We start from the raw sequence: 13,153 nt of genomic DNA on the forward strand, positions 1-13,153 counted from the left end.
ACAGCCTCGGCTTACCCTGATCGTCTTTCGCGGATACGCACGAGGGGGGCCACGTGATGTCGGGGAGAACGCTCGCGAAAGCACTGACGACGACCGCCGTCATTCTGGCGGTGGTCGGGTCCATCACGGCATGGATGCTGTCGTACCAGGGCTATCTGCCGGGTGATGCCATGGTGCGGACCTGGACGGCGGCGAAGGACCGTCCCACGGACGACACGCAGGCCAACGACACCTGGGTCGTCGGTGACGTCGCCGTCCGCAGCCGGTTCGACGCGGTGACCGGGTTCGGCCTCGCCAAGGGGCAGGACGGAAGGAAGCTCTGGGAGTACGTTCCGCCCGGCCGTACCCGGATATGCGGGAGCGCGGAGCACGCCGACGCGTCGGTGCTCCTCGTCGCGTACGGGGAGGAGGGCGGCGAAGCGCTGAAGCCGGCACCGCGCGGCAAGGGCTGTGCCACCGTCATCGCACTCGACCTGAAGGACGGCCGGGAGCTGTGGACCGCCCAGCGGAAGGTCACGACCGGCCGGTTCGACGAAGGTTCCCAGTTCATGGACGCGGGCGGTGACCTCGCCGTGGTCAGCCACGACCACCGTGACGCGCGGATGGGGCGGACCAAGGACGACCACGCCTCCCTGCGCGCGGTCGACCTGCGCACCGGCAAGCCCCGCTGGACGGCCGCCATGCCGGCCTCGTGCGGCACGCACAGGGTCGCGGTGGGCAAGGAGCAGGTTGTCGCCGTCCTGGAGTGCGGCGGCAAGGAGGCCGACGAGTACGGCTACGGCGGCACGGACGGCGCCGAGCTGCACGTCGCCGCCTTCGACCGCGCGACGGGCGCCCTGAACTGGAAGAACCCGATGGACGCGCGTCTCCCCGTGGACCTGCGCGCCATGGTGTCCATCACGTCCACCGACCCGCTGGTGCTCATGGTCGGGCGGGACGGGAGCCTCGACAAGGGCACGTACCTCTCCTTCGGCCAGGACGGCCGGCCGCGCCCGCGCATCGACTTCGACGGCGACCACGGGACGATCGACGCGGCCGATCCGACCCAGACGGCGATCGTCGGCGAGCGGATGTACGCGCTGGCGGGCTGGTGGCAGAAGGGCGAGCACCACAATCTGATCGCCCTCGACCTGACGACCGGCGAGACGGTGTGGAAGGAGGAACTGGACGAGCCCGGCGCCGCGCTGCTCGCGCGGGGCGACCGGATCACCGTGCTCGGCGAGTGGTCCACACAGTCCAGCGCCATCACCGACCTGTTCGTGTTCGACGCCGGCGACGGCGAGGAGCTCGACGAACGGCACTTCCGCGACGAGGTGACCGGCTCGCGCTTCTACGAGCATCAGGGGCGGCTCATCGCCGCCGGGGCGGGCGGCGGCCTGACCTTCACCGCGTACGAGCGGTGGTGACCGGCCGGGGACGCCCCTAGGAGTCCCGGCCCTCCTGCTTGGCCACGACGACCTCCTTGCGGAGCGCCCGCGCCAGGATGACGCCGACGACGATGAGGCCCACCGCGAACCAGCGGGGGGCCGCGTCGTGGACGAGGACGAGCACCCCCATCGGGATCAGCAGGCCGACGAACGGCATCAGCAGGCTCCGTACCGGGGGCCGGGGGACGGCCGGGTACCACTCGGTGAAGCGCATCGCGGTGATGAGCGCCGAGGCCTGGATCAGCCAGGCCGTCCAGAGGTTGTCCGGGTTGTGCAGCACCAGGTCACCGACCGCGCCGGCGAGCGCGGCCGCCAGGAAGGCCAGGCCCCAGACCTGGGTGACGACCACGTTGGCCCGGCGGAACTGCGGGGTGTGCCAGAACTCGCGCGGCACCTTCCGGCGCGCGTACGGGGTGGTCAGCGGCGCCCGTACGGCGACGGAGAGGGCCGCCAGGGCGGCGATGGCCAGGTTGGAGACCTCGTTGGCGTACGTTTCCAGCCACCGCAGCGTGTCCAGCGGGGCGATCATGCCGATGACGGTGAGGACGCCGAAGAAGACGAGACCGGCGATCTCCAGGAAGATCGGCCGGTGCCGGACGAGCACGAGGACGACCGCCACCGCGAGGGAGAGCGCGGCGGCGAGTTCGTAGCGGCTGGGGCCGACCAGCAGGGAGAAGAGGATCCACGGGGACATCCCGGTGATCGAGCTGTTCATCAGCCTGGCGCCCCAGCCGGAGGCGCCGTTCATGCTTCCAGCGTGGCGCGGTTCATGCCTGGAGGCGAGAGAGGCCATAAGTGACGCTTATGGGGTCATAGGCGGGGGGCGGGTACCGAGGTGAGGGTGGCCTTACTTAGGGTGCATATGATCACTCAAGTGACCGCCTGCTCCTCGCTCGAAGGGAACTCCTCATGCCCCGCCCCTTGCGGGTCGCGATCGTCGGTGCCGGCCCCGCCGGAATCTACGCCGCCGACGCGCTGCTGAAGTCCGAGGCCGCGGCCGACCCCGGCGTATCGATCGACCTCTTCGAGCGCATGCCCGCGCCGTTCGGCCTGATCCGCTACGGCGTGGCCCCCGACCACCCGCGCATCAAGGGCATCATCACCGCTCTGCACCAGGTGCTCGACAAGCCGCAGATCCGTCTGTTCGGCAACGTCGACTACGGCACCGACATCGTCCTGGACGACCTGCGGGCGTTCTACGACGCGGTGATCTTCTCCACCGGCGCGACGGCGGACCGGGCGCTGGACATCCCCGGCATCGAGCTGGACGGCTCGTACGGCGCCGCCGACTTCGTGTCCTGGTACGACGGGCACCCGGACGTGCCGCGCACCTGGCCGCTGGAGGCCGAGAAGGTCGCCGTGCTGGGCGTGGGCAACGTGGCGCTGGACGTGGCGCGCATCCTCGCCAAGACGGCGGACGAGCTGCTGCCCACCGAGATCCCGCCGAACGTGTACGAGGGCCTGAAGGCGAACAAGGCGCTGGAGATCCACGTCTTCGGGCGGCGCGGTCCTGCCCAGGCGAAGTTCAGCCCGATGGAGCTGCGCGAGCTGGACCACTCGCCGAACATCGAGGTCATCGTCAACCCCGAGGACATCGACTACGACGAGGGCTCGATCGAGTCGCGGCGCTCCAACAAGCAGGTCGACATGGTCGCCAAGACCCTGGAGAACTGGGCGATCCGCGACGTCGGCAACCGGCCGCACAAGCTGTTCCTGCACTTCTTCGAGTCGCCCGCCGAGGTCGTCGGCGAGGACGGCAAGGTCGTCGGGCTGCGCACCGAGCGCACCGAGCTGGACGGCACGGGCAACGTCAAGGGCACCGGCGAGTTCACGACCTGGGACGTCCAGGCCGTGTACCGCGCGGTGGGCTACCTCTCCGACGAGCTGCCCAAGCTGCCGTTCGACATCGGCAGCGGCACCGTCCCGGACGAGGGCGGCCGGGTGATCGAGGGCGGCGAGCACATGGCGTCCACGTACGTCACGGGCTGGATCCGGCGCGGCCCGGTCGGCCTGATCGGCCACACCAAGGGCGACGCCAACGAGACGGTGGCCAACCTGCTGGAGGACCACCGCGAGGGCCGGCTGCTCACGCCGTCCGCCCCGGAGGAGGCCGCCGTGGTGGCGCACCTGCGGGACAAGGGCGTCGAGTACACCACCTGGGAGGGCTGGTACCGCCTGGACGCCGCCGAGCGGGCGCTGGGCGAGGCCGAGGGCCGCGAGCGCGTGAAGATCGTCGAGCGCGAGGGCATGCTGCGGGCGAGCGCCGAGCCGCGGGGCTGACGCCTGGCACGTCTCCGACGACGGTGAGCCGGCGGACCGCCACGGCGGTCCGCCGGCTCACGCGCACCTCGGGCCGCGGGGTGCGCCTCGTGGTCAGAGGAGCAGGTCGCCGTCCGGGGCGGTGCGCGGGGCCGGATCGAGCGACGGGCGCGGGGCGGGGATGCCACGAGCGCCCCGCCCTCCGCCGTCCCCGTCCTGCGCGAGGAACAGCACCAGGCGGGTGACGGCGGTGGGAAGGTCGGCCGTCTCGTACTGGAGGGCGGTCTCCACGTCGAGCAGATGCGCCCGTGCGTCGAGGTCCGGCATCTCGCCGGCCCGGCGGATCAGGCCCGCGAGTTCGGCGAGCTCGGGGGTCTCCTCGGCGGCGCGGCCGATGGTGGCCGTGCCGACGTCCAGTGCGTGCAGCACCGACCACAGGGGGTCGGCGGTCTCGCTCACGTCCCCGGCCGGCTCGGCACCGGGCCCCTCCATCCGCCTGAGCATCCGGTCCGGCAGCCGTCTGAGCCACGCGGTGATCTGCCGGCGGAAGGCCAGGACGTCCGGGCTGAGCCGGGCGACACCGGTCTGCGCCGCCTCCCGGACCGCGTTGACGACCGCCACCGTCGTACCGAAGCCGAGCGCGTCCTCCAGCGTGTTGTTGAAGAGGAACTCGGCGCTCAGCCCGGCGGCGATGCCCGCCATCAGGGAGTGCAGGAGGACCCGCCACCTGGCGTGGTGGGCCTGGATCTCCCGCTCCGGTGTCCCGTTGAAGACGGACGTCGCCATGCGGAACCTGATCATGTTCTGCGCCTCCGGTCGCCGGGACTCCGACAGCAGGCCCCGCACCTCCTGGACCACGGCGACCGCGAAGAGCCTGCGCCGCTGGTCGCCCTCGCCCGCGGGGAAGCCGGCCCGGTCCAGGGCCTGCTCGACCTCCGCGGAGCGCGCGGCCTCGAAGACCCACCGGCCGAGCCGTTCGAGGAAGGTCGCGCCCTGCGGGCCGGTGTACTCGGGGAAGCGGATACCGCGGGTGACCTTCTCCCGGGTCCACCGTGAAGTGCGGTTGACCAGTCCGTCCCTCGTCTCGAACGGGATGTCCGTCCGGTCGAGCACCTCGCAGATCTGATCGGCCGCCTCCCCGATCTCCTCCGTCACGATGCCGCCGCGCGGGTTGAGCGCCCGGACGACGGCCTCGCGCCGGAGGTAGAGGAGCCATTCCCGTCTGTCGTGCGCGGATTTCAGGGAGCGGATGAGCCGGATGACCCGCCCCACGTCACCAGGTCCTGTTGTCGCCATGGCCTCCCCCGGGTGAAAACGTCGGCCAAGGCGTAACGAAGACCGGGGCCGGGGGTCACGTCCCTACGCGGTCGCGGCGTCGAGGACGGGCAGCAACTGCTCCTCCTCGTAGGTGAGGTGGGCCTCCAGCTCGTCCGTGAGCCGTTCGACCTCGGCGAGTACGTGCCCCGGTTCGGCCTCCGTGTCGGACACCACCTCCTTGAGGGCGGCGAGGAGGGCGGCGATCCGTTCGTGCTCCCGCTTCAGCCGGTCCATCACCGGGGCGAGTTCCGGGTACCGCTCGCCGAGCATCGGGAAGAGCATGGTGTCCTCCCCGGTGTGGTGGTTGTGCAGCCCCTGACAGACGGTCAGGCAGTTGACGCGGAGCTGGGTGGCGAGGCCGCCGGCGGTGCCGGATTCGGCGATCTCCTTGCGGATAAGGGCCAGTTCGTGCCGGAACGCGTCGTGGACGACCTTGATGGCCTCGCCCATGGACTTCGCGTTGATGTTCGGCGGGCCGGGGACCTCGGTCAGGGCCACCACGGGGATGACGCGGTCCGTCTTCGCCTGGTACTCGGCCCAGCCGGGGTCGCTCTCGACCGCGCGGGCGAAGGCCCGGTCGCGCTCCTCGCCCCGCAGGACGGTGGCGTCGGCCTCGTACGTGAAGACGCCGCTCTCCACGGTGACCCGGGGGTTGGCGAGCAGGTTGTGGTACCAGGCGGGGTGCTTGGGCGCTCCGGCGGCGGAGGCGATGACGAGGACGCGGTCGCCGTCGGGGAGGTAGCCGACGGGCGTGGTGTGGGGCTTCCCCGACCGGGCGCCGGTGGTGGTCAGCAGCAGGAGGCGGGCTCCTTCGAACCACCCGCCCACGCGGCCGTGGTTGGCCCGGAACTCTTCGATGACGGGCTGGTTGAAATCGTTCGGCAATTCTCTGCTTTCTGCTCCAGGGTGAAGGACTGCTGTACGCGGAGGAGAAAACAGGAAAGGCGGGGCTCTGGCCCGCCCCGGCGTCACGCCGAGGCCGGGTGCCCTACTCGTGTGTGGCCCATGGCCGACCCGGCAGTCACGGCGTCAACGTACCGATGACGAACGATCATGCGCAACGGCGATATCCGGCCATCAGTCCAGGGCGATCTCGTCGCCGGCACCGCGCTCGCGCGCCGCGTTGATGACGAGGGCGGCGGCCGCCGCGTCCTGGACGGCCACGCCGACCGACTTGTAGAGGGTGATCTGCTCCGGGGAGCGGCGGCCCGGCCTGCTGCCGTTGACGAGCTCGCCGAGTTCGGCGTGGACGTGGTCGGCGGTGATCACGCCGTCGCGGATGGGGAACAGCAGGTCGTTGCTGCCGGCGGGGAACGGCGCCAGGGCGGCGCGCCGCGACTCCACGCACACCAGGGCGTCGGCCACGGTGGCGTCGTCCACCTCACGGCCGCCCCGGTTGTAGCCGACGGAGGTGACGTGCGTACCGGGTGCCAGCCAGGCGCGCCGCACGACGGGGTCGACGGAGTGCGTGGCGGCGGCGACGATGTCGGCCCCGTCGAGCGCGTCCGCGTACGTGGGGGCGGCGTCGACCGGGACGCCCAGCGTGGCCGCCAGCTCGTCGGCGAGCACGCCCGCCCGGACGGGGTCGCGCCCGGCCACCCGGATGTGCCGGACGGGCCGTACGCGGCACATGGCGTGGGCGTGGGTGCGGGCCTGGACGCCGGTGCCGAGGACGGCGAGGACGGTGGCGTCCTCGCGGGCGAGGAGCCGTGCCGACAGGGCGGAGGCGGCGGCGGTGCGGGCGGCGGTGATGGCGGTGCCGTCCAGGAGCGCCTGGGGCGTGCCGGTCTCGGGGTCGAAGACGGCGATGAGGGCCTGGTGGGTGGGCAGGGGCGTCCCGGCGTTGTGCGGGAAGAGGGAGACCAGCTTGGTCATCAGCACCCCGGCGGACGGCGCGAATCCGGGCATGGCCGCCAGGAAGCCGTCCTGCTCGGGCACCAGGGCGGCGACCCGGTCGGGCACGGAGGCCCGGCCCTCGCTGAGGTCGGCCATCGCCGGGGCCATCACGTCGATCAACGAGTCCATGTCGAGGAGCGCCTCGACCTGCGTACGCCCGAGTACCAGCATTCGTCCAGCCTCTGCCACGCGCCCCGCCCTGCCGGGGCCGACACGCCCGCGAAGGAGCTAGAACGGCGTCCTCGCCGCCTCCATCAGCCGGGCGGTGTCGTCGGCGCGCAGGTGCAGCGCGTTGCCCACGGTGGTGAGCACGTCCCGCTCGGCGGTGGTGTACGCCCCGTCGGCGAGGGCGATGCGGGCGCCCTGGAGGAGGATCGTCTCCCGGCCGGCGGGCGCGAGGTGCGGGGTGAGGGGCTCCAGGGCCTCGTGCAGCTCGATGGCGAGGGCGGCGCCGCACGGGGCGCCCGCGTCGGCGACGAAGCGGCCGGTGTCGGCCTCCAGGGCCTCGATGAGGGCGGTGAGGCTGTCGGCGGTGCAGTCCTCGTACCCGGCGGCGCGGACGGCGCAGACGGCGGTCTCCAGGACCGGCCGCGAGGAGACCCCGCCGGCGGCGAGGACGGCGAGCGCCACGGTGTGCACGGCGTCCCGGAGCATGGCGGAGAACCGGGCGGTGGTGGGGTGGTCGAGGGTGTCGGTGCCGTAGTGGTGGTGGCAGGCGGCGCACTCCACGACCGGCCCGGCGAGGCCGCGCGGCAGCACCGGCAGGCCGAAGAGGGTGAGGCGCCGGCGGCCGGTGCGGCGCCGGTAGTTGCGGTCACCGCCGCAGCCGGGACAGAAGAACTGGCCGTCGCCGACGGTGTTCCACGAGGTGGAAATGGAGCAGATACGCACTTTCCGCCCGCGTGATCCTCGTGCTGGCAGCACGTCGCACCTCCAGAACGCCTCGGCCACCTTGCCGCGTTGGCGTGATGTTAGCCACATCGGTGATGTCGCGTCAGCACCCCGGCGTGAGATCGCCACGGACATGGCTGAACCCCGCCCTCCGGAAAATCTCCGAAACGGGCGGGGTCCGGGGCCGACGGGTCAGCGGGCGGCGCGGTTCACGGCCGAGATGACCGCCTTCAGCGAGGCGCGGGTGGTGTTGGCGTCGATGCCGATGCCCCACAGCACCTTGCCGTCGATGGCGCATTCGATGTACGAGGCGGCCTGCGCGGACGCGCCCTCGCTCATCGTGTGCTCCTGGTAGTCCAGCAGGCGGACGTCGATGCCGATGGCCTGGAGCGCGGCGAAGAAGGCCGAGATCGGACCGTTGCCGGTCCCGGACAGGACCGTCTCGGTGCCGTCGACGACCGCCTCGACGGTCAGCGTGTCCGTGCCGTCCTTGTCGGTCGTGGTCTGGCCGGAACGGAGCTGGATGCGGCCCCAGGGATTGTCCGGGTTGGGCAGGTACTCGTCCTGGAAGACGGACCAGATGTCCTTCGGCGTGACCTCGCCGCCCTCGGCGTCGGTCTTGGCCTGAATGATCTTCGAGAACTCGATCTGCATCCGGCGCGGCAGGTCCAGCTTGTGGTCGTTCTTCAGGACGTAGGCGATACCGCCCTTGCCGGACTGGGAGTTGACCCGGATGACCGCCTCGTAGGACCGGCCGACGTCCTTGGGGTCGATCGGCAGGTACGGCACGGCCCACTCGATGTCGTCGACGGTCTTGCCGGCGGCGGCGGCCGTGGCCTCCATCGCGTCGAAGCCCTTCTTGATGGCGTCCTGGTGGGAGCCGGAGAAGGCGGTGTAGACCAGGTCGCCCGCGTAGGGGTGGCGCGGGTGGACCTCCATCTGGTTGCAGTACTCGGAGGTGCGGCGGATCTCGTCGATCTGCGAGAAGTCGATCTGCGGGTCCACGCCCTGCGAGAACAGGTTCATGCCCAGGGTGACCAGGTCGACGTTGCCGGTGCGCTCGCCCTGGCCGAACAGGCAGCCCTCGATGCGGTCGGCGCCGGCCATGATCGCCAGCTCGGCCGCCGCGACCGCCGTGCCGCGGTCGTTGTGCGGGTGGACGGACAGGCAGACGTACTCGCGGCGCGACAGGTTGCGGGACATCCACTCGAACCGGTCCGCGTGCGTGGAGGGCGTCGAGCGCTCCACGGTGGCGGGCAGGTTCAGGATGATCTCGCGGCCCTCCTCGGGCTGCCAGACGTCCATGACGCCCTCGCAGACCTCCAGGGCGAAGTCCAGCTCGGTGTCGGTGAAGATCTCCGGGCTGTACTGGTAGCCGAAGACCGTCTCGTCGCCCAGGATCTTGTCGGCGTACTCCATCACCAGGCGGGTGCCGTCGACCGCGATCTGCTTGATGTCGTCCTTGGAGCCGCGGAAGACGACGCGGCGGAAGACCGGGGCGGTGGCGTTGTACATGTGCACGGTGGCCCGGTGGGCGCCGCGCAGGGACTCCACGGTCCGCTCGATCAGGTCCTCGCGGGCCTGGGTCAGGACGGAGATCGTCACGTCCTCGGGGATGGCGCCCTCTTCGATGATGGAGCGTACGAAGTTGAAGTCGGTGTCGCCGGAGGACGGGAAGCCGACCTCGATCTCCTTGTAGCCCATGCGCACCAGCAGGTCGAACATCTCGCGCTTGCGGGCGGGGCTCATGGGGTCGATCAGCGCCTGGTTGCCGTCCCGCAGGTCGGTGGACAGCCAGCGCGGCGCCTTGGTGATGCGCTTGTCCGGCCAGGTGCGGTCGGGGATGTCGACGGCCTCGTACCGGCCGTACTTGTGGATCGGCATCCCGGACGGCTTCTGCGTGTGCGTCGCGTTGGTGACGGGCGTGGGGCGGCCAACGGGCTGGGACATTGCGTAGGGCTCCTCGGTTGTCCTTCTACGGGACGGCCGACTGGGTCGAAGCAGCACCAGACTCCGCGGGGAGGGGGTCGGCCTACGACTACAGGCCCTCGCCGCGGCAGCTAAGGAGAAGCAGCCCGAAACGCATGATGCGACGAAGCCTAGCCGAGCGACACCGTGAGTGGAGGTGCCGTTTCAGTATGCGGGATTCGGCGCGGTAACCGTCAAACAGTGACCTATCACTCCTTTTCGGGAATCCTCCGTCGCATGGGGTGACAGTCCGACTACAGACTGCCACATTGCGAGGCATGACTGCCTCGCCCTCCACGTTCTGCACCATCGTCCCGCCCCACCTGCTCGACCATCTGTCCCGCGCCGCCGACCCGGTCATCGCCGCGGCCGCCCGCCGCACCCTCGTCACCGACGCCGCCAACCGCACCGCCCGCCGGCTGACCACGGTCGTCGGCGCCGCCCCCGTACCCCGGGCGGCGGACGCGCCCGCCGGCAGGCCGAAGCGGACCGTCCACGACGCCGGGCACAGGACCGCGCTGCCCGGCAGGAAGGTGCGCGGCGAGGGCGACAGGCCGACGTCCGACGCGACCGTCAACCGCGCGTACGCCGGACTCGGTGCCACCTTCGAGCTGTTCCGCGACGCCTACGGACGCGACTCGATCGACGGCTCCGGGCTGCCGCTGGACGCGACCGTCCACTACGACCGGGACTACAACAACGCCTTCTGGAACGGCGACCAGATGGTGTTCGGCGACGGGGACGGCAAGATCTTCCTCGACTTCACCATCGCGGTGGACGTCATCGGCCACGAGCTGGCCCACGGCGTCACCCAGTACACCGCCAACCTGGCCTACTTCGGCCAGCCCGGCGCGCTCAACGAGTCGATGTCCGACGTCTTCGGCGCGCTGGTCAAACAGAAGGCGCTGGGGCAGACCGCGGAGCAGGCGGACTGGCTGATCGGCGCCGGCCTGCTGGCGCCGGAGGTCCAGGGCGTCGCGCTGCGCTCCATGAAGGCCCCGGGGACGGCGTACGACGACGACGTCCTCGGCAAGGACCCGCAGCCCGCGACGATGGACGACTACGTGCACACGGGCGCCGACAACGGCGGTGTGCACATCAACTCCGGCATCCCGAACCACGCCTTCTACCTCTTCGCCAAGGAACTGGGCGGCCACGCCTGGGAGAAGGCCGGGAGGGTCTGGTACGACGTGCTGACCGGCGGCCGGCTCGCGGTGGACGCCGAGTTCGCGGACTTCTCCCGGCTGACGGTCGCGGCGGCCCGCGAGCGGTTCGGCGCGGGCGGCGCGGAGGAGGACGCGGTGGTGAAGGCCTGGTCGACGGTGGGGCTGCCGACGGAGTAGACAGGGCCCATGCGTATTCGGGTCATCCGTACGGGCGGGTTCGCGGGCATCGAGCGGCGGGCCGAGGTGGACACCTCGGGACTGCTCGACGCCCGCGACTGGCACGCCCTGGCCGAGGCGGCGCTCAAGGACGGGCGGGACGACCGGCCGGTGGGCGTGCCGGACGGGTTCGGCTACGAGATCACCGTGGACGGCCGGACGGTGTACTGCGCCGACCCCGGGCTCTCCGACGCCCAGCGGGAGCTGGTGGCCCGGGTGCTCAGGGAGGGCGCCTAGCCGCCGGGCCGTGTCCCTCGGCCCTTGCCGCGGGCTAGAAGCCGAGCTTGCGGAGCTGCTTGGGGTCGCGCTGCCAGTCCTTGGCGACCTTCACGTGCAGGTCGAGGAAGACCGGGGTGCCGAGCAGCGCCTCGATGTGCTTGCGGGACTTGGTGCCGACTTCCTTCAGCCGCTGGCCCTTCGGGCCGATGATGATGCCCTTCTGGCTGGGACGCTCGATGTAGACGTTGGCGTGGATGTCCAGCAGCGGCTTGTCCGCCGGGCGGTTCTCGCGCGGGATCATCTCCTCGACGACCACCGCGATGGAGTGCGGCAGCTCGTCGCGTACGCCTTCCAGCGCGGCCTCGCGGATCAGCTCGGCGACCATGACCTGCTCCGGCTCGTCGGTGAGGTCGCCCTCCGGGTAGAGCGGCGGGCTCTCGGGGAGCAGCGGGATCAGCAGGTCGGCCACCAACTGGACCTGCTTGTCGCCGACCGCCGAGACGGGGACGATCTCCCGCCACTCCATGCCCAGCTCCTGGCCGAGCCGGTCGATGGCGATGAGCTGTTCGGCGAGGGTCTTGGAGTCCACCAGGTCGGTCTTGGTGACGATCGCGACCTTCGGGGTCTTCTTGATCTCGGCCAGTTCCTTGGCGATGAACCGGTCGCCGGGGCCCAGCTTCTCGTTGGCGGGCAGGCAGAAGCCGATCACGTCGACCTCGGCCCACGTGGTGCGCACCACGTCGTTGAGGCGCTCGCCCAGCAGGGTGCGCGGCTTGTGCAGGCCGGGGGTGTCGACGAGGACGAGCTGCGCGTCCGGGCGGTGCACGATGCCGCGCACGGTGTGCCGGGTGGTCTGCGGCCGGTTGGAGGTGATCGCCACCTTCTGGCCGACCAGAGCGTTCGTGAGGGTGGACTTGCCCGCGTTGGGGCGGCCGACGAAGCAGGCGAAACCGGCCCGGTGGGCGGTTTCGGTTTCTGGGTTACGAGCGCTCATGGGGGCCATTCTCCCCGATGCGCGCACCGCCCACGTACCGCAGCCCCCGGCTCAGGGCCGCGCCGCCCGCCGCCGCGCGGCCAGGGCGGCCGCCGCCGACGCGGCGTAGAGGACGACGAGGACGCCCAGGACGAGGTCCAGCCAGTCCACGGACTCGCCCCGGACCAGCGCCACGGCGGCCGGGACGCCCACGGCGAGCCCGGCCGCGACCGTCAGCACACCGGCCACGCCCCGCACGGCCCGCGCGGCGGCCGGGCGGGCCGCCTTCAGCAGGTCGGCCGCCCCCCACAGCACCAGCAGCAGCGGGAACACGTGGTACGGCTGCGGATCGCCCCCGACGAACCAGTCGGCGACGTTGATGAGGACGCCGACGGCGCCGACGGCCAGAACGAGCCGGGCGTGGGTCGGCGCCCGCTTCTCCCCCGTGACCGCCATCAGCCCGCGCTCACCGTGGCGCGCAGCTCACCGTCGGGACCGGCGACGAACACCGGGGTCGCCGGGCCGCCCAGGTCGCGGACGGCGGCGCGGTCGGCGTCCGAGGCGGCCTCGGCCTCGGTGACGACGGCCGCGGCCTCCAGCGACTTCGCGCCACTGGCCACGGCCATCGCCACCGCCGTCTGGAGCGCGCTGAGGTTCAGCGACGCGAGGGCGACGGTCCCGGCGACGTACGTACGCCCGGTCTCGTCCCGCACCGCCGCGCCCTCGGGCACGCCGTTACGGGCGCGGGCGCTGCGCGCCAGCGTGATGATCTTGCGGTCCTCGGGGCCGATGCCGGTGCTCTGTGTCATGCCCCGAGGATA

At 71.6% G+C, this 13,153-nt stretch carries 13 protein-coding genes; 4 read left to right on the forward strand and 9 right to left on the reverse strand.

Features of this window, described 5'->3' with window-relative positions:
* Nucleotides 1–56 precede the first annotated feature (56 nt).
* The gene (locus E2B92_RS13330; protein WP_126885671.1) at nucleotides 57–1,406 is read left to right on the forward strand and encodes an outer membrane protein assembly factor BamB family protein; all 1,350 of its coding nucleotides are present in this window, start codon (nucleotides 57–59) and stop codon (nucleotides 1,404–1,406) included.
* A gap of 16 nt (nucleotides 1,407–1,422) precedes the next feature.
* Here E2B92_RS13330 and E2B92_RS13335 read toward each other — a convergent pair whose 3' ends face one another.
* The gene (locus tag E2B92_RS13335) at nucleotides 1,423–2,175 is read right to left on the reverse strand and encodes a hypothetical protein (protein ID WP_126885670.1); all 753 of its coding nucleotides are present in this window, start codon (nucleotides 2,173–2,175) and stop codon (nucleotides 1,423–1,425) included.
* Nucleotides 2,176–2,336: 161 nt separating this feature from the next.
* Between E2B92_RS13335 and E2B92_RS13340 the strand changes: the two genes are divergently transcribed.
* Nucleotides 2,337–3,707, forward strand: coding sequence for an FAD-dependent oxidoreductase (locus E2B92_RS13340; RefSeq protein WP_126885669.1), 1,371 nt, complete (start codon nucleotides 2,337–2,339; stop codon nucleotides 3,705–3,707).
* Between the two features lie 93 nt (nucleotides 3,708–3,800).
* Here E2B92_RS13340 and E2B92_RS13345 read toward each other — a convergent pair whose 3' ends face one another.
* From E2B92_RS13345 to leuA, 5 genes are all read right to left on the reverse strand, one after another.
* Nucleotides 3,801–4,982, reverse strand: coding sequence for a hypothetical protein (locus E2B92_RS13345; RefSeq protein WP_133087529.1), 1,182 nt, complete (start codon nucleotides 4,980–4,982; stop codon nucleotides 3,801–3,803).
* Nucleotides 4,983–5,045: 63 nt separating this feature from the next.
* On the reverse strand, nucleotides 5,046–5,888 hold the full coding sequence (locus E2B92_RS13350; protein WP_126885667.1) for a nitroreductase/quinone reductase family protein: 843 nt from the start codon (nucleotides 5,886–5,888) through the stop codon (nucleotides 5,046–5,048).
* Nucleotides 5,889–6,080: 192 nt separating this feature from the next.
* Nucleotides 6,081–7,070 (reverse strand): ornithine cyclodeaminase family protein, encoded by a 990-nt coding sequence (locus tag E2B92_RS13355; RefSeq protein ID WP_126885666.1) that lies wholly within the window; start codon nucleotides 7,068–7,070, stop codon nucleotides 6,081–6,083.
* Between the two features lie 57 nt (nucleotides 7,071–7,127).
* Nucleotides 7,128–7,823: a TerB family tellurite resistance protein gene (locus E2B92_RS13360; RefSeq protein ID WP_235023803.1), complete on the reverse strand. Its 696-nt coding sequence runs from the start codon at nucleotides 7,821–7,823 to the stop codon at nucleotides 7,128–7,130.
* A 159-nt stretch (nucleotides 7,824–7,982) separates the two neighbouring features.
* Complete coding sequence (leuA, locus tag E2B92_RS13365) at nucleotides 7,983–9,740, reverse strand: 2-isopropylmalate synthase (RefSeq protein ID WP_126885664.1); 1,758 nt, start codon at nucleotides 9,738–9,740, stop codon at nucleotides 7,983–7,985.
* A gap of 296 nt (nucleotides 9,741–10,036) precedes the next feature.
* On the opposite strand from leuA, the gene E2B92_RS13370 reads away from it, so the two are divergent.
* Nucleotides 10,037–11,101 (forward strand): M4 family metallopeptidase, encoded by a 1,065-nt coding sequence (locus E2B92_RS13370; RefSeq protein WP_126885663.1) that lies wholly within the window; start codon nucleotides 10,037–10,039, stop codon nucleotides 11,099–11,101.
* Between the two features lie 9 nt (nucleotides 11,102–11,110).
* The gene (locus E2B92_RS13375; RefSeq protein WP_126885662.1) at nucleotides 11,111–11,377 is read left to right on the forward strand and encodes a protealysin inhibitor emfourin; all 267 of its coding nucleotides are present in this window, start codon (nucleotides 11,111–11,113) and stop codon (nucleotides 11,375–11,377) included.
* Nucleotides 11,378–11,411: 34 nt separating this feature from the next.
* On the opposite strand, the gene era is transcribed toward E2B92_RS13375, so the two are convergent.
* The 3 genes from era to E2B92_RS13390 are packed head-to-tail and all read right to left on the reverse strand — an operon-like array spanning nucleotide 11,412 to nucleotide 13,141.
* On the reverse strand, nucleotides 11,412–12,362 hold the full coding sequence (gene era / locus E2B92_RS13380) for a GTPase Era (RefSeq protein ID WP_126885661.1): 951 nt from the start codon (nucleotides 12,360–12,362) through the stop codon (nucleotides 11,412–11,414).
* Between the two features lie 42 nt (nucleotides 12,363–12,404).
* On the reverse strand, nucleotides 12,405–12,788 hold the full coding sequence (locus tag E2B92_RS13385; protein ID WP_126885660.1) for a hypothetical protein: 384 nt from the start codon (nucleotides 12,786–12,788) through the stop codon (nucleotides 12,405–12,407).
* Nucleotides 12,788–13,141 (reverse strand): cytidine deaminase, encoded by a 354-nt coding sequence (locus E2B92_RS13390; RefSeq protein WP_126885659.1) that lies wholly within the window; start codon nucleotides 13,139–13,141, stop codon nucleotides 12,788–12,790. Before E2B92_RS13390 ends, E2B92_RS13385 begins: the two co-directional genes overlap by 1 nt.
* Nucleotides 13,142–13,153 lie beyond the last annotated feature (12 nt).

Source organism: Streptomyces sp. WAC05374, from assembly GCF_004353505.1.
Lineage (GTDB): Bacteria > Actinomycetota > Actinomycetes > Streptomycetales > Streptomycetaceae > Streptomyces.

What these genes read in the sequence shown, in the direction of transcription:
- E2B92_RS13345 (WP_133087529.1), bottom strand. Translation starts at nt 4,982, where the DNA reads ATGGCGACAACAGGACCTGGTGACGTGGGGCGGGTCATCCGGCTCATC.
- E2B92_RS13340 (WP_126885669.1), top strand. Translation starts at nt 2,337, where the DNA reads ATGCCCCGCCCCTTGCGGGTCGCGATCGTCGGTGCCGGCCCCGCCGGA.
- E2B92_RS13375 (WP_126885662.1), top strand. Translation starts at nt 11,111, where the DNA reads ATGCGTATTCGGGTCATCCGTACGGGCGGGTTCGCGGGCATCGAGCGG.
- E2B92_RS13330 (WP_126885671.1), top strand. Translation starts at nt 57, where the DNA reads ATGTCGGGGAGAACGCTCGCGAAAGCACTGACGACGACCGCCGTCATT.
- E2B92_RS13370 (WP_126885663.1), top strand. Translation starts at nt 10,037, where the DNA reads ATGACTGCCTCGCCCTCCACGTTCTGCACCATCGTCCCGCCCCACCTG.
- leuA (WP_126885664.1), bottom strand. Translation starts at nt 9,740, where the DNA reads ATGTCCCAGCCCGTTGGCCGCCCCACGCCCGTCACCAACGCGACGCAC.
- E2B92_RS13335 (WP_126885670.1), bottom strand. Translation starts at nt 2,175, where the DNA reads ATGAACGGCGCCTCCGGCTGGGGCGCCAGGCTGATGAACAGCTCGATC.
- E2B92_RS13385 (WP_126885660.1), bottom strand. Translation starts at nt 12,788, where the DNA reads ATGGCGGTCACGGGGGAGAAGCGGGCGCCGACCCACGCCCGGCTCGTT.
- E2B92_RS13355 (WP_126885666.1), bottom strand. Translation starts at nt 7,070, where the DNA reads ATGCTGGTACTCGGGCGTACGCAGGTCGAGGCGCTCCTCGACATGGAC.
- E2B92_RS13390 (WP_126885659.1), bottom strand. Translation starts at nt 13,141, where the DNA reads ATGACACAGAGCACCGGCATCGGCCCCGAGGACCGCAAGATCATCACG.
- era (WP_126885661.1), bottom strand. Translation starts at nt 12,362, where the DNA reads ATGGCCCCCATGAGCGCTCGTAACCCAGAAACCGAAACCGCCCACCGG.